General features: G+C 46.2%; 21 protein-coding genes and 1 riboswitch. Of the genes, 18 read left to right on the forward strand and 3 right to left on the reverse strand.

From position 1 onward, the window contains the following. The first annotated feature begins 43 nt into the window (after positions 1 to 43). The 5 genes from BN6628_RS10095 to BN6628_RS10115 all read left to right on the forward strand — a co-directional run bounded on the left by BN6628_RS10095 (position 44) and on the right by BN6628_RS10115 (position 4,874). Positions 44 to 685 (forward strand): stage V sporulation protein AA, encoded by a 642-nt coding sequence (locus BN6628_RS10095; RefSeq protein WP_068617001.1) that lies wholly within the window; start codon positions 44 to 46, stop codon positions 683 to 685. Further along, a complete protein-coding gene (locus BN6628_RS10100) occupies positions 682 to 1,110 on the forward strand; it encodes a stage V sporulation protein AB (protein WP_068617004.1) in 429 nt (142 codons plus the stop codon). The genes BN6628_RS10095 and BN6628_RS10100 overlap by 4 nt, the downstream gene beginning before the upstream one ends. Before the next feature lie 23 nt (positions 1,111 to 1,133). Then, complete coding sequence (locus tag BN6628_RS10105) at positions 1,134 to 2,762, forward strand: spore germination protein (RefSeq protein ID WP_068617005.1); 1,629 nt, start codon at positions 1,134 to 1,136, stop codon at positions 2,760 to 2,762. A 114-nt stretch (positions 2,763 to 2,876) separates the two neighbouring features. After that, complete coding sequence (gene lysA / locus BN6628_RS10110) at positions 2,877 to 4,208, forward strand: diaminopimelate decarboxylase (RefSeq protein ID WP_068617008.1); 1,332 nt, start codon at positions 2,877 to 2,879, stop codon at positions 4,206 to 4,208. A 231-nt stretch (positions 4,209 to 4,439) separates the two neighbouring features. Beyond that, positions 4,440 to 4,874: a peptidylprolyl isomerase gene (locus BN6628_RS10115; protein WP_068617009.1), complete on the forward strand. Its 435-nt coding sequence runs from the start codon at positions 4,440 to 4,442 to the stop codon at positions 4,872 to 4,874. A 112-nt stretch (positions 4,875 to 4,986) separates the two neighbouring features. Here the strand turns inward: BN6628_RS10115 and tlp are convergent, their stop codons facing one another. The 3 genes from tlp to BN6628_RS26120 form a co-directional block, all read right to left on the reverse strand. Then, complete coding sequence (tlp, locus tag BN6628_RS10120; protein ID WP_068617011.1) at positions 4,987 to 5,217, reverse strand: small acid-soluble spore protein Tlp; 231 nt, start codon at positions 5,215 to 5,217, stop codon at positions 4,987 to 4,989. 164 nt (positions 5,218 to 5,381) lie between these two features. Beyond that, positions 5,382 to 5,597, reverse strand: coding sequence for a hypothetical protein (locus BN6628_RS10125; RefSeq protein WP_068617012.1), 216 nt, complete (start codon positions 5,595 to 5,597; stop codon positions 5,382 to 5,384). Positions 5,598 to 5,670: 73 nt separating this feature from the next. Beyond that, a complete protein-coding gene (locus BN6628_RS26120) occupies positions 5,671 to 6,255 on the reverse strand; it encodes a helix-turn-helix domain-containing protein (RefSeq protein WP_068617013.1) in 585 nt (194 codons plus the stop codon). A 184-nt stretch (positions 6,256 to 6,439) separates the two neighbouring features. On the opposite strand from BN6628_RS26120, the gene BN6628_RS10135 reads away from it, so the two are divergent. The 13 genes from BN6628_RS10135 (at position 6,440) to BN6628_RS10195 (ending at position 17,764) form a co-directional block, all read left to right on the forward strand. Further along, positions 6,440 to 6,895 (forward strand): hypothetical protein, encoded by a 456-nt coding sequence (locus tag BN6628_RS10135; protein WP_068617015.1) that lies wholly within the window; start codon positions 6,440 to 6,442, stop codon positions 6,893 to 6,895. A gap of 218 nt (positions 6,896 to 7,113) precedes the next feature. Beyond that, positions 7,114 to 8,331 (forward strand): DNA sulfur modification protein DndB, encoded by a 1,218-nt coding sequence (locus BN6628_RS10140; RefSeq protein ID WP_157692472.1) that lies wholly within the window; start codon positions 7,114 to 7,116, stop codon positions 8,329 to 8,331. Then, positions 8,332 to 9,315 carry a phage lytic cycle repressor MrpR family protein gene (locus tag BN6628_RS10145; RefSeq protein ID WP_068617017.1) on the forward strand — a complete coding sequence of 328 codons (984 nt, stop codon included), beginning with the start codon at positions 8,332 to 8,334 and terminating at the stop codon, positions 9,313 to 9,315. It begins immediately after the preceding gene. Between the two features lie 104 nt (positions 9,316 to 9,419). Continuing rightward, the gene (locus BN6628_RS10150; protein ID WP_068617018.1) at positions 9,420 to 9,665 is read left to right on the forward strand and encodes a hypothetical protein; all 246 of its coding nucleotides are present in this window, start codon (positions 9,420 to 9,422) and stop codon (positions 9,663 to 9,665) included. Between the two features lie 138 nt (positions 9,666 to 9,803). Beyond that, positions 9,804 to 9,955, forward strand: a riboswitch (FMN riboswitch). A gap of 281 nt (positions 9,956 to 10,236) precedes the next feature. Then, positions 10,237 to 11,343 (forward strand): bifunctional diaminohydroxyphosphoribosylaminopyrimidine deaminase/5-amino-6-(5-phosphoribosylamino)uracil reductase RibD, encoded by a 1,107-nt coding sequence (ribD, locus tag BN6628_RS10155; protein WP_068617020.1) that lies wholly within the window; start codon positions 10,237 to 10,239, stop codon positions 11,341 to 11,343. Between the two features lie 41 nt (positions 11,344 to 11,384). Further along, entirely contained in the window at positions 11,385 to 12,056 is a 672-nt protein-coding gene (ribE, locus tag BN6628_RS10160; protein WP_068617021.1) for a riboflavin synthase, read from the forward strand. A 30-nt stretch (positions 12,057 to 12,086) separates the two neighbouring features. Further along, the gene (locus BN6628_RS10165) at positions 12,087 to 13,322 is read left to right on the forward strand and encodes a bifunctional 3,4-dihydroxy-2-butanone-4-phosphate synthase/GTP cyclohydrolase II (protein ID WP_068617022.1); all 1,236 of its coding nucleotides are present in this window, start codon (positions 12,087 to 12,089) and stop codon (positions 13,320 to 13,322) included. Positions 13,323 to 13,351: 29 nt separating this feature from the next. Further along, a complete protein-coding gene (gene ribH, locus BN6628_RS10170) occupies positions 13,352 to 13,819 on the forward strand; it encodes a 6,7-dimethyl-8-ribityllumazine synthase (protein WP_068617024.1) in 468 nt (155 codons plus the stop codon). Positions 13,820 to 13,886: 67 nt separating this feature from the next. Then, positions 13,887 to 14,678 (forward strand): segregation and condensation protein A, encoded by a 792-nt coding sequence (locus tag BN6628_RS10175; protein ID WP_068617025.1) that lies wholly within the window; start codon positions 13,887 to 13,889, stop codon positions 14,676 to 14,678. Then, entirely contained in the window at positions 14,647 to 15,252 is a 606-nt protein-coding gene (scpB, locus tag BN6628_RS10180) for an SMC-Scp complex subunit ScpB (RefSeq protein ID WP_068617026.1), read from the forward strand. The genes BN6628_RS10175 and scpB overlap by 32 nt, the downstream gene beginning before the upstream one ends. A 121-nt stretch (positions 15,253 to 15,373) precedes the next feature. Beyond that, the gene (locus tag BN6628_RS10185; RefSeq protein WP_068617028.1) at positions 15,374 to 16,057 is read left to right on the forward strand and encodes a DUF2953 domain-containing protein; all 684 of its coding nucleotides are present in this window, start codon (positions 15,374 to 15,376) and stop codon (positions 16,055 to 16,057) included. Beyond that, positions 16,030 to 16,536: a GerW family sporulation protein gene (gene ytfJ, locus BN6628_RS10190; protein ID WP_082926868.1), complete on the forward strand. Its 507-nt coding sequence runs from the start codon at positions 16,030 to 16,032 to the stop codon at positions 16,534 to 16,536. Before BN6628_RS10185 ends, ytfJ begins: the two co-directional genes overlap by 28 nt. A 133-nt stretch (positions 16,537 to 16,669) precedes the next feature. After that, complete coding sequence (locus tag BN6628_RS10195) at positions 16,670 to 17,764, forward strand: D-alanyl-D-alanine carboxypeptidase family protein (RefSeq protein WP_082926869.1); 1,095 nt, start codon at positions 16,670 to 16,672, stop codon at positions 17,762 to 17,764. The last annotated feature ends 19 nt before the right edge of the window (positions 17,765 to 17,783 follow it).

A 17,783-nucleotide genomic window follows, 5' to 3' on the forward strand; every position in this document is an offset into this window, starting at 1 on the left:
CTTGGCATACTATGGCCATTACGGCAGCAAAGGGGTGATCTGGATGGGCAATGATCCTGCCCTCACCGTATATCTAAGGCTCCGCAAAAATGTCAAGCTTCGCGAAGGCCATATGATAAGGCTTGGAGATATTGCTCAAATTCTGGCTCCCGGTGAATGGGAGGATAAATTAAAGAAGCTCGTCATGGACAGGCCTGAGCATCAGGACGGCAACCGGATTGTTATTGATATGCTGCAAATTATCCGAAAAATCCATACCGTAATACCGGGCTGCAGCATTGAGCATATCGGCGAGCCGCATACCCTGATTGAGATTGCGGGGAATCAGAAGAAGCCTTCAGTCTTGTTGTTTACGGTTGTATGGCTGCTGCTGTTCTTCGGGTCCATACTTACCATTATGAATTTTCATGCCGATGTGAGTATGCCTGAGGTTCAGGTCAGACTGGTAGAGATGATCACCGGGACACGGGATGAGCATCCCTATGCGTTTCAAGCCGCATATTCCGTAGGGATCGGCCTTGGGATGATTGTGTTCTTTAATCACATTTTTAAGAAGAAATGGAATGAGGAGCCTACGCCGCTTGAAGTGGAAATGTTCTTATACCAGGAGAATTTGAACCATTATGTCATCACTGAGGAATATAAAAAGATCCACCAGCTGGAATCCAGGGGGGAGAAGCCATGACACCTGCGCTGTCTCTCCTTATTCTCCTGTTCCTGGGGCTTGCCGGGGGAATCGCCGTGGGTGGCGGAGTTATAGCGCTCTTTGTTGTTCTAGATATTATTCCCCGGCTTGCCCAGCTAAGCCGTACATACAATAAGGTTCACTGGTATGAAGGAGCCATGGTCAGCGGGTCTTTTGTAGGGACGGTGGCGGACTTCTGGAATTTCAAGCTGGGTCTTGATTCCGAGGTGCTCAGCGCCTTCATTGGCATGTTAAACGGAATCTTCATAGGCATGTTAGCCGCCGCGTTGACAGAGGTATTAAACGTTCTCCCGATTCTTGCCAAACGGCTGCACATGGGGCAGTATCTGTTCGGCTTGCTGCTGGCAATGGTGTTCGGGAAGGTGGCGGGCTCACTATTTGAATGGTTCATCTATCAACCTTAGGATCATAGGAGGGCAAATACAGCATGAGGGAACATGAGACGCATACAGCGGATAGTGGGGATATGGGGCCTCCTCCGGAATTTTTGGCTGAAGACCGGCAGGAGAATGAACATACAGACCGCTCAGGTGAACAGAGCAAAGTGGAAACGGAACACTCGGGAAATGTAGAGGAATCCGTTAAATATTGGCAGAGGTCCGATCGGATTAGCGAGGATCTAAGCACTGTCCGCAAGACACTGGTTAAAGTCATCGGCCTGGACGAAAGCTTTGAAGTAAATTTTCGGGAAATGACTTATGGCGGGCGGAAGGCGGCACTCTTCTTTATTACAGGATTCGCCAAAGATAATATCATGCAGGAGATCATCAAACGTCTAACCTTTCTGGCGCCGGAATCGCTTTCCGGGAATGCGCTCGAAGACCTGTACACCTATTATATTCCTCATATCCAGGTCTCTAAAGCGAAGACAATGAGCGAGGTCATCAACAAGGTGATGACAGGTATGAGCGCATTCTTCATTGAGGGTGAAGAATCTGCCATTGTGATGGATACGCGTACTTATCCTATGAGAAGTCCCGAGGAGCCATCGCTTGAACGAGTGGTACGCGGGGCTCGCGATGGCTTCACAGAGACGCTGCTGTCCAATATTGCCCTGGTCCGGCGCAGGCTTCGTGATCCGGGTCTTAAATTCGAGTATCTCCAGGTGGGCCGCAGAACCCAGACGGATGTAAGTATCGCTTATATCGATGACATTGTAGATAAGGTTCAGGTGGACAAGATTCGGGAGAAGATCAAAGCGGTCAATATGGATGGCATTCCTTTGGCGGATAAACAGTTAGAGGAGGCCATCATGGAAAGCGGCTGGAATCCGTATCCGATGGTTCGGTATTCGGAGCGTCCAGATGTGGTTGCTTCGCATATTATGGAGGGCAGGGTCGTTGTCTTCGTGGATACCTCACCTAGTGTCATGATTCTTCCCACCACCTTTTTTGATTTATGCCAGCATGCCGAGGAGAACCGCCAAACCTCAACGATGGGCACCTATCTGCGATGGATCCGTTTTGCCGGGATACTGGCCTCGTTAATCCTGCTTCCCTTGTGGCTGCTTGTTGTAATCCATCCTGAGATCAAGCCTCCAGCGTTGTCTTTCATCGGGCCGCAGACCCAGGCTAAGCTCCCGCTTATTGTGCAATTTCTGCTTGTTGAGTTTGGCGTTGATCTTATGCGGATGGCGGCGGTTCACACGCCGACCCCGTTAGCTTCAGCCATGGGCTTGATTGCGGCTATTCTAATCGGTGACATCGCTGTCAAAACCGGGCTGTTCGTGAATGAGGTTGTTCTTTACATGGCTGTCGCTGCTATCGGTATGTTTGCAACGCCTAGCTATGAGCTTGGGCTGGCTAACCGGTTGGTCCGGCTGCTTCTGCTTCTTGCGGTAGCTATTTTCGGAATACCAGGCTTTGTCGGGGGAATCACTTTATTTATCGTGCTGCTGACGATCCGCCGCTCGTTTAATTCTTCTTATATGTGGCCGTTTATACCTTTTAATGCAAAAGCATTGTACAGTATATTGTTTAGGGTCCCGGTGTTATATTCCAAAAAACGCCCATCCTTTAACAAAACTCGTGACAATACACGGCTTCCTGGAAAGTAATCGGAGTACTCACGGTAGGTAAAAAACACAAATCAAATACGAAAAAATCCATTATTCACACTCCGAATTGTTTGTTATACTAAAAAAAATCAAATTTATCGGAGGATTGTGGAAATGTTTCTACACGGTACAAGCACGATTAATGCCAAAGGCCATCTAGAGATTGGTGGATGTGATACAGTTGAACTAAAGGAAAAGTATGGAACACCATTATATATTGTGGATGAAGCGCTTGTACGCCAGCGCAGCCGCGAGTATGTCGAGGCCTTCAAGCAGTCCGGCCTCTCGTTCCAGGTTGCCTACGCCAGCAAAGCGTTCTGCACCCTCGCTATGTGCCGTCTGGCTGAAGAGGAAGGACTGTCCCTGGATGTTGTATCCGAAGGGGAACTTTACACCGCGCTGCAGGCAGGATTTCCGGTAGAAAGAATTCATTTCCATGGCAACAACAAAACCCCTGACGAGATTCAAATGGCGATTACCGCTGGTATTGGATGTTTTGTCGTGGATAATTTCACAGAGATTCACCTCTTGAACACCATCGCTGTGGAAAATGGGGTGAAGGTTAACGTCCTGCTTCGAGTTACTCCTGGGGTTGAAGCTCATACCCACGAATATATTTCCACCGGCCAGACCGATTCCAAATTTGGTTTTGATATTGGGAACGGATCGGCATTTGAGGCGGTGAAGCTGTCGAGTGGGCAGTCTCATTTGAACCTGCTTGGCGTGCACTCCCACATTGGCTCCCAGATTTTTGAGGTTGAAGGCTTTCAGATGGCAGTTGAGCGGGTGGCTGCGTTTGCCAAGTCGGTTAAGGAGCAGATCGGGGTAGTATTCCAAGTGGTCAACCTGGGCGGCGGCTTTGGCATCCGTTATATGGAAGGCGATACTCCACTTCAAGTAGCTGAGTACGTAAAGGCGATTACAGATGGAGTGAAGCAGCATTTTGCAGGGGCCTACGACAAGCTTCCAGAGATCTGGGTGGAACCGGGCCGCAGCATTGTCGGTGACGCGGGGACTACCTTATATACCGTGGGGACCAGCAAAGATATCCCTGGTGTCCGAAAGTATGTTGCGGTTGACGGGGGAATGACCGATAATCCGCGTCCGGCCCTTTATGAGTCGAAGTATGAGGCGATGCTGGCTAACCGCGGCCGTGATGAAGCTGAAGAGACCGTGTCTATTGCGGGCAAATGCTGTGAGAGCGGCGACATGCTGATTTGGGATTTGGAGCTGCCTAAGGTGAGCAGCGGAGATTTGCTGGCGGTATCCTGCACCGGTGCTTATAACTACGCGATGGCAAGCAATTACAACCGGATCCGCAGACCGGCGGTTGTCTTTGTCAAAGACGGTTCAAGTGATCTGGTTGTGAAGAGGGAGTCGCTGGATGATATTGTGGCGAATGATCTAATTCCTGAGCGGATTCAGAAGCAGCCCTCGTTTAAATAACCGGGGCGGTTCTGGCAGAGCAGGCCGGAACCCCCGAGTAATAAAAGTAACAGCCTCGCAGGTTTAATCCCTGGGGGCTGTTATTTTTAGATTATGACATGAACAGCTTTTGCACTGGGACAAGTTTCATAGTACACTAATGTACGTTAAGCCCTGTAACAAACACAGCAGTTGAATTATGGTTGATTCCAAATACAACCTACCCTAATATTCTTAACGAGGTGACCCCAGATGAAAAAAGGTACAATTGAATTAGAAAAAGGCGGAATTGTGGAAATCGAATTTTTCCCTGAAGAGGCTCCCAACACCGTTGCCAACTTTGAGAAGCTTGCAAACTCCGGATTCTACAACGGACTTAGCTTCCATCGTGTAATTCCTGGCTTCGTGGCTCAGGGAGGATGCCCACAAGGGACAGGTATGGGTGGCCCAGGCTACACCATCGATTGTGAGACAGCTACGAACACCACCAAGCACACCAAGGGCGTGCTTTCTATGGCTCATGCGGGTCGCAACACAGGTGGAAGCCAGTTCTTTATTTGCTACGCACCACAGCCTCATTTGGACGGGGTACATACCGTGTTTGGCAAAGTTACCAAAGGTATGGATCTGATTGACGACACCAAACAAGGTGACAAAATGAAAGAAGTAAAAGTTTGGGAAGAGTAATCTGACCAAACGTAAGCCCCCTTGGAGGAATAACATCCTCAAGGGGGCTTTTGTATAGCAGTATTTTATTGCGTTTGAATGTCCGTATAACACGGCACCTTAGCAGCTATGACTATTCCCGGGCATGGCTGGCTTCGTCTTTGATCTCTTCGCGGAAGCCTTTAATGCTCTCCAAGCGTCTGTGATTCTTGGCATGAATATCGCTTTTCTCATCTGCGGTGATCTCATCCGCATGCTCAGCAAGGTAGTCCTCAGCTTCGTTGTAGTTCTCGATCGAATTGTGAATGTGCTGCTGAAGATGTTTTACATTGTCTGCACGGTTATCCGGTTTGGGTCTGCTCATGGTTCACGCCTCCTTAAGGATTGATCAGAGTAAATTTAAAATGAACACATATAGACTCCCACAATGAGGCTGATCATACACCCCAGATTTGGCGGGGGGTGCAGGGAGAGTATGTAGAAATTTCTAAGCGGTTTAATTTATTTCACAATATCGTTATGTTTATTTTATAAAGAAGGGTCAAATGGTTCCCGAAAGTGCTTCTGGTGTGCATAGTATTTAAGCCAAAGCGTTTGGGTATTTTCTTTCTTGGTCATCAATTTTTGAGTTTTATCAGTTTTTTTATTTAAGTACGTCTGTTCACAGATGTATTCTTCTTGTCCATCGAAATATTGGTCCTGCCACGTCACAATCGAGTGATTGCCTTGGTTTCCTTTTGCCATAATTAATCGCCTCCTTTCATTTTTTATTCATATATTTATTTTATAAGAAGTCCGCAAATAAAACAAATTTATTTTATTGATTTTTAAGAAGCTTTATGAAGAAATTACCTTTATCTGTAAAAGTATAAAAAGTGCCATAGGTATCTTGCTTATACTCTACAAGCCCATATAATTCCAAAGTGTCCCCTATACCATACAGAATTCTGTTAAGGGTTCTAAGAGCAGAAGAGGATCTGCTTGCAAGAGCTTCATAAACCCCTTCTTTAATATGATCTTCATATAAGTCAATGAGCTGCAAGATATTGGTGATCTCAAGTCCTGCAATTGGAGTGGGAACATGATGTTTGGATAAAATTTCTTTGATCTTGAGAAAAGCTTCATCGGAAATTAATTTGCCTGACTCGGCATCTTCACTGCGAAAATCCAGAGAAACAAATTCAACGACATCTGACACTTTAAACCTTTTGTTAAGTCCTCTCATGACCGATATTTGATTAATGGTTGTCAGTATTTTCTCGAGAGTATCTATTTCAATCCGTTTGGATGTCCCGTTAGCCAGGTCATTAATCGTGTTTGGGCGCACCTCGGATAGAACAGCTAATTTATTCTTTGTAATTCCAATTTGTTGAATTGTGTGTTCGAGATTAAACTTAATCATGGAAATTAAGCCTCTTCCTACTAAGATTTTAGAAATAATTATACCATGCAAAGGTCCCAAGGGCAATCTTATAGGGTTATGTATTTTAACTTTAGGAGTTAATTTTAATTGACTCACAGCCTTTTGTAGATTATATTATAACTACTGAAGTTAAAAAAGATAGGCCGCTTGGAGGCTGGAATACATGGATATGCTATCTCATACTTATGTACTGAAGGAACTGGGCTTAAATCCTAAGGCACAAGAACTTATCAATTTAATAAATTATTTCTTGATATCTGACCAGCAAAAAATTGACTTTATTAGAGAAGCTAGGCATAAACAGATGTTATTTAATTATCCCGTCACCATGATGGGGAGATTAGCCAAGGATTTATTATGGGAAATTAGGCTTCGCAGGTTGAAAAGTACAACGCTATCGCTTGAACAATTCTTGGCGGACTATGGAAGTGCCCCAATTTTAGCGCTGGAAAATATGCTGCAGGAGCACATACAGCCTGGGAAAATGCACAGATTCGCAAGTTCAGGTATGACTGCTGAGCAGATGTATTGGCTTCATATGCGGAATCCTGAAGATCAAATGATGGAGTTAATATTAAAATACGAAATGTTGCCCAGTAAAAAATCGACGCTCATTTGATGATAAATGAGTGTTTTTTATTTTGTTTATAAAATAAGTATATTCATACAAACAAAAATAATATAATATATTTATGTTATAACTCACTTAAGCAGGGTCAGAATTGTAGATGGGGTGGTTCTTTGAGAAAAGATAGGCAAGACTTAGAATTTTACCTTCATGAAATGATAAAGGAAATTAAACTTTCGAGGAAGAAAGTTTTGGATGTCAATAAAAGATTGAGTAATAAAGGAGTTCCGATTGGGGTATTTGATGAGATCTCCAAAGGAATTAAACCGCTCTCTTCGGTGGAGATGCCATTGCTGTGCATTCTAACCGTTGTTTTGTTTGATGTGACAAATGATGCCCAAATTAATCCTGGGGACTGGTTTACGGAGAAGGAACTCAGGGTTTCTCTGGAATCCATCGCAGAGAGACCGTCAAGCAGCCGGGTTGAACTGCCTGTGACCATGGAGAACGTCATTTCGATTCTGCCGGACAGTTATATAACCAAGGTAAAGATGTCTTTTCTGGTGAGTCTGTTCCACTCGCAACTGATTGTATATGATTATGAGACACAGCGGAGTCCCAAGTATAAACGGGGAAAAGAAGGCGTCGTACCTGTGCCGGATCTCAATATGAAGAGTGTGAAGGATATTGCCAAGAGTATGCTGAGCGAAACGTATCTTGAGGATATGATCACTTTAAATGTGTATTCTGAAGACTTGGAAGCCCTGGACTATAACCCAAATACCCAAACACTCAAAATTCTTAGCGGGGCAACGATTTCCATTCTGGATGGCTTTCACCGGCTGCAGGGTGGAGTAAGGGCTTTGGCCATAAATCCAGAGTTGGATCTTGAAATGATTCTTTCTGTACGATCTTATGATACGGAAACGGCGAAGAAATATTTTGGGCAGATTAATACGGTAAATACGGTCAAGAAGGAAAGGCTGAAGGAATTAAAACAGGAGAAATTTTCAGACCTTGTCGTCAGGGATATTCAGAAAAAATCTGATTTGCGTGGAAAAATCGCCTCCGCGTCAAAAATTAGCGAAATCGCGGGTCAGCTGACCACCTTTGATATTATGTCTTTTGGCGTGGACTCGGTATATAATCCCAAGAGTAAGCTGGAGGCCAAGGAAGTTGCCGATAACCTGATTACCTTTTTTGATTATCTGGCCGGGTCTTTTGTGGATGAGTTCTTGGGTAAGCCAGAGGCGTACCGGAACACGAATAGGAATCACCCTTTGATCTTTCTGGGTTATATTGTAATAGCCAAACATTTCACGGATACCCGGCGTTCACTTGCTGAACTTAAATCTTTTATCGAGAGCATGGATTTCAGGGAGGAGAAGCTTGATGAACTGCTGCATGACAGAAGAGGGATTAATAACAGCAAAATAAGAAATTCGGTGATCAAGTATTTCCAGGATAAAGTGGGGAGTGAGCTTTAGGTGAACAGTGTCTATGATAATGTGTTCTACAATGAGGAACAAAAGACGAGGTATCTGAAGGGGCTAACTGAAAGAACCTATATCGTTTACTCACGGATTTTAAAAAGAGCCTCTTACATTGAGGAGCAATTGAACAAAGACCTGTATGATTTTAATATTGCCGAAATCGAGCAGTTCATGAATTTCCTTGCCCCAACTACAATGACCTCCAGCAATGATGCGTTATCGATTATAAGGGCCTACATAAGATGGGCAATTCAAGAGGATTTGAGGAAAGATAATGTAAATCCTTTGGAGACGGTGATGAGCGATTCATTTATTAGAAAATTTGTGGATACTTCAGTCAAGATGTTCTTCACCAAGAGAGAGATTGAGAGGCTTACAGGCGGACTTGTTAATTTCCAAGATTCTGCTCTGGTACAGTGTTTGTTTGAGGGGATTATGGGGAACGGCTACTCCGAAATTTTAAATATACTGAAAAAGGATATTGACCGGGATTCGAACAATTTGATGGTTAGAAATGCTGCGGCGTCAGGGGAGTTGCAGTCTCGGGTGATTCCGGTATCTTCCCGGCTGATGAATATGCTGTTCAGTGCGGCTAATGAAACGATATATCATAAAAACAACGGTAATCCTGATGTTAATCTCAAAGCAAAAGATGGGGAACTGATCGATAACGAGTTCGTGTTTAGAGCCGTAAAGATGAATACCAAGGAGTATGGCCGGGCGAACAGTCATTTGGTGTCAAGAAGAATTACGAATATTGGCGAATGGTTTGACTATCCGCATCTTACTCCAATGAATATAAAGAAATCTGGCATGTTATGGATGGCTAAACAACTTGTGAACCAATCCGGGAAGCTGGAAAGGGAAGAGGTTGTCGAGGTGTGCAGACAGTTTAGAGTCGATTCGAAAATTACAACCCGTTTAACCAGGGATTTCCTGAATTTGAATACAATTAATAAACTTTATACAGAAGAATAAGCGGGTCTTATTCTTCTGTATAATTTATTGACACTAAAGTAGCAAAATGATACTTTTATAAAGTAAATATATTTATATTATAGACGAGAGGTGTTAGGTGGAGAATGCCCGATCAGATTGTTGAACAGTTCAAGTTAATGGCGACGACCAAGGAGAATGAAGCCAAGTATGTGGGTATTAAGCAGGTGTTATTCAAAGGATGCAGAGTAACAGAAGGCAAACTGTATGAGGTTCGAAGAGATTTAACGAACCGCGATCTATTTGAATTTGGAGAAATCTTCATTACAGATGATGACGGGAAGCCTAATTATTCCGTGTTTATGCTGTGTAAAATACAATTTTATAAATAAATATATGAATTTTAATTATTTATTTTGTTTAACATCTTATGTTGTTTTTTTATTTTTGCTGTGTTATTCTTGCAGCAATCCTAAATCAGTGCATCAGCTTTGGTTTATGATATGACAGTAAGGCAGCATCATAAGTGTTTTATCCTTCGGGGCAGGGTGAAATTCCCTACCGGCGGTGATGGTGTATTCATGACACCTCAGTCCGTGACCCGGTGTGCAAGTGTATGCGCATCGGCTGACCTGGTGCAACTCCGGGACCGACAGTATAGTCTGGATGGGAGAAGGAGAACGCGGAACGCAATTTTAAGCCTAGGCTTATAAGGGCTTTTTAAGGTAACTTTTTTGGGCAACCCGTATTTAGTGCAGAACGAATCTAACCTTGCTGCATAAAGGGATGATTTTCTGTTCTTTAAAAGCGTGGTCTGCTTATATTTGAGTTACTTTGGTTTCGCTGAATACAACTCTCATTAACCCCATCGGATATTTTCCGTTTGGGGTTTTTCTATGTTGATTTAGACCGTAAACACCGTTTATTTAGGCACCAGGCTGGGGAAAGGAGGGTGTTTGTTTCTTGGAAAGGATGAATGACGAGTTTTATATGTCGCTTGCTCTGGACATGGCGGAAAAGGCGTTAGGGCAGACAGGGTCTAATCCTGTCGTTGGTGCGGTTGTGGTTAAAGACGGAGCTATTGTGGGGATAGGCACCCACCTTAAGCAGGGGACTGCCCATGCGGAAGTGCACGCGCTGAATATGGCGGGAGAACAGGCAAAGGGAAGCACGGTATATGTGACGCTAGAGCCCTGCAGCCATTATGGTCTTACTCCTCCCTGCAGCAGACGTCTTATAACTGAACAAGTTGCCAGAGTGGTGATTGCATGTGAAGACCCCAATCCCAAGGTAGCGGGAAGCGGTACCGGGATGTTGAGAACCCATGGGATCAAGGTAGATGTGGGAGTTCTTGAAGACCGGGCCAAAAGGTTAAACAAAAAGTTTATTAAGTTTATCACCACCGGGCTGCCGTTTGTAACTCTAAAAAGTGCCAGCACGCTTGACGGCAAGATCGCTTCCCGCTCAGGTGACAGCAAGTGGATCACAAATGCTCTGGCAAGGGAATATGTCCATGTCTTAAGGCACCAGCACCGGGGAATTATGGTTGGTGTAGAGACTGTGATTGCCGATGATCCTGAACTTACAACCCGGTTATCTGTTCCGGGCCTGTCACCGGTTCGTATCATTGTAGATTCACGCTTAAGGACCCCGGATCATGCCAAGGTGGTCAAGGCTAACCCGGAGAATACCCTATTTTTGACGACCAAGCTTGCTGATCCGGGCCGAAAAAAGGCTTTTGAGGACGAAGGTATCCGAGTCTTCGAATGTGGAAAGGGTCCGCAGGTTGATCTGAGGGCTGCCATGAAGATGCTGGCCGATGCAGGTATTTCCTCAATTCTGGCCGAGGGTGGAGGTCGGCTTAACGGCTCCTTGATTACTCAGCGGTTAGTGGACGAGGTTTATATGTTTATGGCGCCAAAGCTAATCGGCGGTACGGCTTCACCGGGCAATTTCTCGTTTGAGGGTCCTGAACTGATGAAGGATGCCGTGAAATTGGATGGAATTAGCGTGGAGGTTCTGGAGGATAACATGCTTATTACCGGGACACCAGTATGGTCTGATTCTTAGGTACAGATAATAGCTGCATAGATGGAAGGGGCGGATGACCTATGTTCACAGGGTTGGTTGAAGAGGTAGGCACGCTGAAATCTATTCAGCGTAAAGGTGAAGCTATGGTGCTGGATATCCAGGCTAAGGTGATTTTGAGTGATTTAAAGCTTGGTGACAGCATCGCGGTAAATGGGGTTTGTCTCACAGCGACTTCTTACGGAGGATCATCCTTTACGGTAGATGTGATGCCGGAGACTTACAGGCATACCAATCTAAGGGAGCTGAAGACAGGATCACGCATCAATCTGGAGCGGGCAATGGCCGCAGGCGGAAGGTTTGGCGGACATATTGTACAGGGACATGTAGATGGGACCGGGACAATCACCGGCATATCAAGAGACCAAAACGCGGTGGTTTACGAGATTGCCCCGGAGGAAGGGCGGATTTTTAAATATATTATCCCCCAAGGCTCAATTACAGTGGATGGAATTAGCCTGACCGTTGTCCAGTCGTCAGCTGGAGCATTTACGGTGTCGGTCATCCCGCACACACTGGCAGAAACGGCCCTTGCGCTCAAACGGACGGGAGATACGGTGAATCTTGAATGTGATGTTATCGGCAAGTATGTCGAACACCTGCTGGGTTTAGGCGGAGGGAAGCATGAACCGGATAAGCCAAAGGAACGTTCTTCTGTGGATTTGAAGCTCCTGGTGGAGAATGGATTTGCCTGAGGAACTTATGTCATAAGGGGGAAGGTAGCCATGGAAATACAGCTTGATTTAGTAGAGGATGCCCTTCGTGATTTGCAGCAAGGGAAGGTGGTGATCGTTGTTGATGATGAGGACCGGGAAAACGAGGGTGACTTTATTGCCTTAGCGGAAAAGGCCACTCCGGAGGTGATCAACTTTATGATTACAGAAGGCCGTGGCCTGGTCTGTGTTCCGATCAGTCAGGAGCGTGCGGAAGAGCTCGATCTTAAGCCTATGGTAGCCCAGAATACAGACTTTCACGGAACGGCTTTTACCGTTTCGGTGGATCATAAAGACACCACAACCGGCATTTCGGCCTATGAGCGCTCGGTCACTATTCAAGGATTGATGGACCCTGATGCCAAGCCTGCTGACTTTCGCAGACCTGGACACATGTTCCCGCTGATTGCCAAGAAAGGCGGCGTCCTACGCAGAGCAGGGCACACAGAGGCTGCGGTGGATTTGGCGATTCTTGCAGGAGCTTATCCGGCAGGGGTCATCTGCGAAGTAATTAAGGAAGACGGAACGATGGCAAGATTGCCAGACCTGGTGCAAATCGCCAAGCGGCATCAGCTTAAGCTGATCAGCATCAAGGACTTGATTGCGTACCGCAATGCCAAGGAGAAGCTTGTTCAGCGTGAAGTGGAAGTACGGATGCCAACAGATTATGGAGTGTTCAAGGCCGTGGCCTACTCTAATGAAGTGGATCAGAAAGAACATGTCGCCCTTGTCAAAGGAAATCTAGACAGCAGCAAGCCGGTGCTCGTACGGGTGCATTCTGAATGCCTGACTGGAGATGTGTTCCACTCCCACCGCTGTGACTGCGGTCCCCAATTCGAAGCGGCATTAAGGCAAATTGAGGAGGCCGGCAGCGGAGTGCTGCTCTATATGCGTCAGGAAGGCCGGGGAATTGGACTGATCAATAAGCTGAAAGCTTATAAGCTCCAGGAGGAGGGGCTGGATACCGTTGATGCGAATTTGAAGCTGGGATTTGCGGCAGATCTGAGGGACTATGGGATTGGAGCTCAAATCCTCAGGGATCTTGAAATCCGGGAAATTCGACTGATGACGAACAATCCTAAGAAGATTAAAGGACTTGAAGGCTACGGTCTGCGCGTAGTTGAACGGGTTCCGATTCAAATGAAAGAGAATGTGGACAACACGGGATATCTGCACACCAAGCAGGCAAAGCTTGGACACCTGCTGAAATTTGATGACCTGGAACAAAATGAATCCGCAAATCAATAATATAAACCTAGAGAGAGGCTGATCTGGAAATGGGAAACATCTTTGAAGGAAATTTAGTATCGGAAGGTCTTAGATATGCAATTGTAGTAGGCAGATTTAATGAATTTATTACCAGCAAGCTGCTTGGTGGAGCACAGGATGCCCTGAAGCGTCATGGCGTGAAAGATGAGGAAGTCGATGTGGCCTGGGTGCCGGGCGCATTTGAGATTCCGTTGGTTGCCCAGAAATTGGCAGAGAGCGGCAAATATGACGCAGTAATTACCCTGGGTACGGTGATTCGGGGATCAACCTCCCATTATGATTATGTATGCAACGAGGTGGCCAAGGGTGTAGCCTCGATCAGCCTTAAGACTGGGATTCCAACGATTTTCGGGGTTCTTACTACAGAAAGCATCGAGCAGGCGATTGAGCGGGCAGGCACCAAGGCAGGTAATAAAGGCTGGGAGGCTGCGGCCGCAGCAATTGAAATGGCAAACTTGACGAAACAGCTAAAATAGTGCTTATTTAATGTAGTACCGTTATAATGGTACTACATTTTTATTTATTCGGGCGGAGGAGCAACAAGTGACAGTACTTTACAAGCTGGAGACCTTTGAGGGGCCGCTGGATCTGCTGCTGCACCTTATTGATAAAGCAGAGATCGATATCCATCAAATATCCATTAGTGAAATTACAGATCAATATTTAGCCTATTTGAACAGCATGCAGGAGCTGGAACTTGAGATCACAAGCGAATTCCTGGTCATGGCCGCAACGCTGCTCTCCATGAAGAGCAAGCAGCTGCTTCCAAAACCGCCCGTTATCGAAATAGAGGAAGATTATAATTATTATGAAGAAGAGGAAGACCCGCGCGATGAGCTGATCCGCAAGCTGATTGAATACCGCAAATATAAAGGCATTGCAGAGCATCTGCACGATAAGGAATGGGAGCGCAGCCTGATCTTCTCCAAGGAGCCGGAGGATCTCAGTCCATTCATGCCTGAAATCCAGGAGAATCCGGTAAAAGGGCTTCATGCGGCAGATCTGATTGCCGTGTTCCAGAAAGCAATCCGTAAGGCGGTCAAGCGTAATACAGTCGCCCGGATTCAGAGGGATGAGATCTCCGTTAAAGACCGGATACGCGAAGTCGTGGACATTCTAGAACTGCAGGGCAAGGGCGGACGGGTACTGTTCTCCAGGCTGCTGCATGAAGAGATGCACCGGCATGAAATCGTGGTAACGTTCCTGGCGGTGCTTGAGCTTATGAAGATGAAGCAGATTGTCTGTTATCAGAACAAGCTGTTTGATGATATTGTCATGGAGTGGAAAGGGGAAGGAAGCAAGAATGGATTTTCAGAAGTTGAAATCGATTATTGAGGGACTGCTGTTCCTGGCCGGGGATGAGGGGCTTACAGTCAAACAGCTGGCTGAGGTACTGGACCAGCGTGCCGAGGTAATTCAGGATGCGCTTAAGGATATGAAGAAATCATTTAAGAAAGAGGGACGGGGCCTGCAGATTATTGCCATCGCAGGGGGATATCAGCTCGCCACGCTTCCAGAGCACGCACCTTATTTCGAGAAGCTGGCTTACTCGCCTTCCCGCTCCTCATTGTCTCAAGCTGCACTTGAGACCCTATCGATTATCGCCTACAGACAGCCGATTACCCGGGTAGAGATTGAGGAGATTCGCGGGGTGAAGTCGGAGAGGGCAATTCACACGCTCGTGAACAAGGACTTAATTGAAGAGGTTGGCCGGGCGGAAGCTATAGGGCGACCAATCCTGTATGGGACAACCAAGGCGTTTCTAGATTATTTTGGACTAGGCAGCCTGGTGGATCTGCCGGATATGGAACAGTTCGAGAACACAGAGAATCTGGAAGAAGAGACTCAGCTCTTGTTCCAGAAGCTTGAGGAACAGCAGCAGTTAACCTTCGATGATGTGGATAAATAATAAATCAGGACCGCTCCGGCAAGGAGCGGTCCTTTTTTTGCACTACTAGTGAATATTTCCTCCCCCTGCTGACATAATAAACAAAGCATCTGATTTTGATAACGGGTATGGAGGGTTGCGCGTGTGGATTTGGCTCGGAGGCTTGATACTCCTGCTTCTGCTATTGATCTTCGCGGCTTTGATCTCCAGAATCAGGCTGACTTTGAATGTGAATAAGCATAGTAAGGATGATACGATCCTGCTTGAGGTTTCGGCTTTATTTGGCTTGTTCAAATACAAATATGAAATTCCCATGCTTAAGTTCGAGAACCTGAAGCAGGGAATTCAGGTAAAGCAGCAGCGGCAGGATAACGTGATGAAGGGGCATCATAAGGAAGATGAGCAGCAGATCGACAAAGATAAAGTAGAAGGCTGGCTGGAAAATTGGAATAGGATCCTGGATGCCACCCATGACTTGAAAGTGTGGATGCAGCGAACCTTTAGGCGGGTCAGGGTCAAACATCTGGATTGGTCAACCGAGGTGGGTTTATCTGACGCGGTTCATACTGCCCAATTGTCAGGGGCTCTCTGGGGAGTTAAGTACAGCCTGGTTGGTCTCTTGTCCTTCTATTTAAAGCTGCTGGTTCCTCCTGAACTGTTTGTGATACCTATTTATGGGAGGAAGCCGCATTTTACCACGAAAATGACCTGTATAGCAGAAATTCGCTGTGGATATGCTATATATGCTGGACTGGTGCTAATTGCTCGAGTGTTAAAAGTGAAAGGAGGAGTTAAAAAATGGCAGAACATCCTATTCAAGGGCTGATGCATACAGCGCTTGAGAATATTAAAGAGATGGTAGATGTGAATACAATCGTCGGTGAGCCTGTAGAAACTCCTGACGGTAGTGTAATTTTGCCTATCAGCCGTGTAGGCTTTGGTTTTGCGGCTGGAGGAAGTGATTTTAATATTGAAGAACATGACAAGACTGCAGGTGAAAGCAAGGCCCGGCCTTTCGGAGGCGGCAGTGGTGGGGGAGTATCCATCAACCCGATTGCATTCCTGGTTGTTGGCAAGCAGGGAGTCCATATTGTACCGCTGGACAATCAGACTCATGTGGTTGAGAAGATTATTGATTCCGTTCCAAACGTTATCGATAAAATCCAATCCCTGTTCCCGAACTCGGGCACCAATCGCACATTAGGTGAACAACGGGGAGGTACAGGGAACGCTTATCCCGCCAGTCAAATGAATGTCACTGTGAATGAAGTTCCACATACGCAGCAAGGGCAGACTCTGCTCTAATCGCCGCTGGATTACGAATCCCTTCTGCAGTAGCGGAGGGGATTTTCCTATCTTAAAAAGGGACATACTGTCTTGTCCAGCCGCATACTATGGTATAAGTATTTGGGCTTATCCCACTCGGAGGAATTTCAACATGAACAAACTCAAGCCTTTGGTTCTACTTTGGTTTACGGCCATGCTCAGTGTGCTTATCCTGCAGCCGTCAGAGGCCTTTGCAGAGAGGAACCAAGAAACCCCTTCAGTTCCGGGAACGCATGCCCGTGCTGCGTCCTTGATTGATGTCACCTCTGGACGTTTGCTGTACAGTGTCAGAGGTGATGAAGTTCTGCCAATAGCTAGTCTAACTAAAATCATGACGGCCATTGTCGCTATTGAGCAGGGCAGATTGGATGATAAGGTGAAAGTCGGTAAAAATGCTTTTGCCAAAGAAGGGTCGTCACTGTACTTGAAACTCGGTGAAGAGATGACTTTGAGAAATCTGTTATATGGGTTGATGCTGCGCTCGGGTAATGATGCCGCGACTGCAATTGCAGAGCATGTTGGAGGCTCCGAAGAGGGGTTTGTCTTCCTAATGAATGCCAAGGCCAGAGCTCTTGGCCTCGTACACTCGCATTTCTCGAACCCTCATGGTCTCGATGCCAAGACGCATCATTCTTCTGCTAATGATTTAGCAAAGTTAACTGCCTATGCGCTTCATAATCCTGTCTTCCGGGAGATCGTTCGTACGCCAGTCAAGTCGGCGCCGAACCCGAATGACCCCTGGGATTATAAGTGGGCTAACAAAAATAAAATGCTCCGTCTGTATGAAGGAGCCGATGGTGTCAAAACGGGTTATACCAAGATAGCCCGCCGTTGTCTGGTAAGTTCAGCCACAAGAAACAGCCAGCAGCTTGCCGTGGTGACTTTAAACGACGGAGATGATTGGAATGATCATGCCAAGCTGCTCGATTATGGCTTCAAGAATTATCCGCTGAAGTCCATCGTACAGAAGGGGGAACTGGTGGAAGGACATCAGGGCTGGCATGCAGGTGCAAACTTTAAGTATCCGCTGCGGGATGGGGAAGAGCAGATGATCACCAAAAAGCTGAAGTTAATTGCGCCAAAGCCGGCGGATTTCAAGCTCCGTGCCCGAATTGTAATTTATCTGGCTGACAAGCCCATTGGAAGCGTCCCCGTATATTCGAGCGGGGACGACCAGAAGCATTCTCAGGTGGAAGGGGAGCGCTGAGAATCCAATCTGATTAAAA

The organism is Paenibacillus tuaregi (assembly GCF_900086655.1).
GTDB classification, from domain to species: Bacteria; Bacillota; Bacilli; order Paenibacillales; family Paenibacillaceae; genus Fontibacillus; species Fontibacillus tuaregi.

What these genes read in the sequence shown, in the direction of transcription:
- BN6628_RS26120 (WP_068617013.1), bottom strand. Translation starts at nt 6,255, where the DNA reads ATGATTAAGTTTAATCTCGAACACACAATTCAACAAATTGGAATTACA.
- BN6628_RS10150 (WP_068617018.1), top strand. Translation starts at nt 9,420, where the DNA reads ATGCCCGATCAGATTGTTGAACAGTTCAAGTTAATGGCGACGACCAAG.
- lysA (WP_068617008.1), top strand. Translation starts at nt 2,877, where the DNA reads ATGTTTCTACACGGTACAAGCACGATTAATGCCAAAGGCCATCTAGAG.
- BN6628_RS10115 (WP_068617009.1), top strand. Translation starts at nt 4,440, where the DNA reads ATGAAAAAAGGTACAATTGAATTAGAAAAAGGCGGAATTGTGGAAATC.
- BN6628_RS10165 (WP_068617022.1), top strand. Translation starts at nt 12,087, where the DNA reads ATGGAAATACAGCTTGATTTAGTAGAGGATGCCCTTCGTGATTTGCAG.
- BN6628_RS10125 (WP_068617012.1), bottom strand. Translation starts at nt 5,597, where the DNA reads ATGGCAAAAGGAAACCAAGGCAATCACTCGATTGTGACGTGGCAGGAC.
- ribH (WP_068617024.1), top strand. Translation starts at nt 13,352, where the DNA reads ATGGGAAACATCTTTGAAGGAAATTTAGTATCGGAAGGTCTTAGATAT.
- ytfJ (WP_082926868.1), top strand. Translation starts at nt 16,030, where the DNA reads ATGGCAGAACATCCTATTCAAGGGCTGATGCATACAGCGCTTGAGAAT.
- BN6628_RS10105 (WP_068617005.1), top strand. Translation starts at nt 1,134, where the DNA reads ATGAGGGAACATGAGACGCATACAGCGGATAGTGGGGATATGGGGCCT.
- ribE (WP_068617021.1), top strand. Translation starts at nt 11,385, where the DNA reads ATGTTCACAGGGTTGGTTGAAGAGGTAGGCACGCTGAAATCTATTCAG.
- BN6628_RS10135 (WP_068617015.1), top strand. Translation starts at nt 6,440, where the DNA reads ATGGATATGCTATCTCATACTTATGTACTGAAGGAACTGGGCTTAAAT.
- BN6628_RS10195 (WP_082926869.1), top strand. Translation starts at nt 16,670, where the DNA reads ATGAACAAACTCAAGCCTTTGGTTCTACTTTGGTTTACGGCCATGCTC.
- scpB (WP_068617026.1), top strand. Translation starts at nt 14,647, where the DNA reads ATGGATTTTCAGAAGTTGAAATCGATTATTGAGGGACTGCTGTTCCTG.
- BN6628_RS10095 (WP_068617001.1), top strand. Translation starts at nt 44, where the DNA reads ATGGGCAATGATCCTGCCCTCACCGTATATCTAAGGCTCCGCAAAAAT.
- BN6628_RS10100 (WP_068617004.1), top strand. Translation starts at nt 682, where the DNA reads ATGACACCTGCGCTGTCTCTCCTTATTCTCCTGTTCCTGGGGCTTGCC.
- tlp (WP_068617011.1), bottom strand. Translation starts at nt 5,217, where the DNA reads ATGAGCAGACCCAAACCGGATAACCGTGCAGACAATGTAAAACATCTT.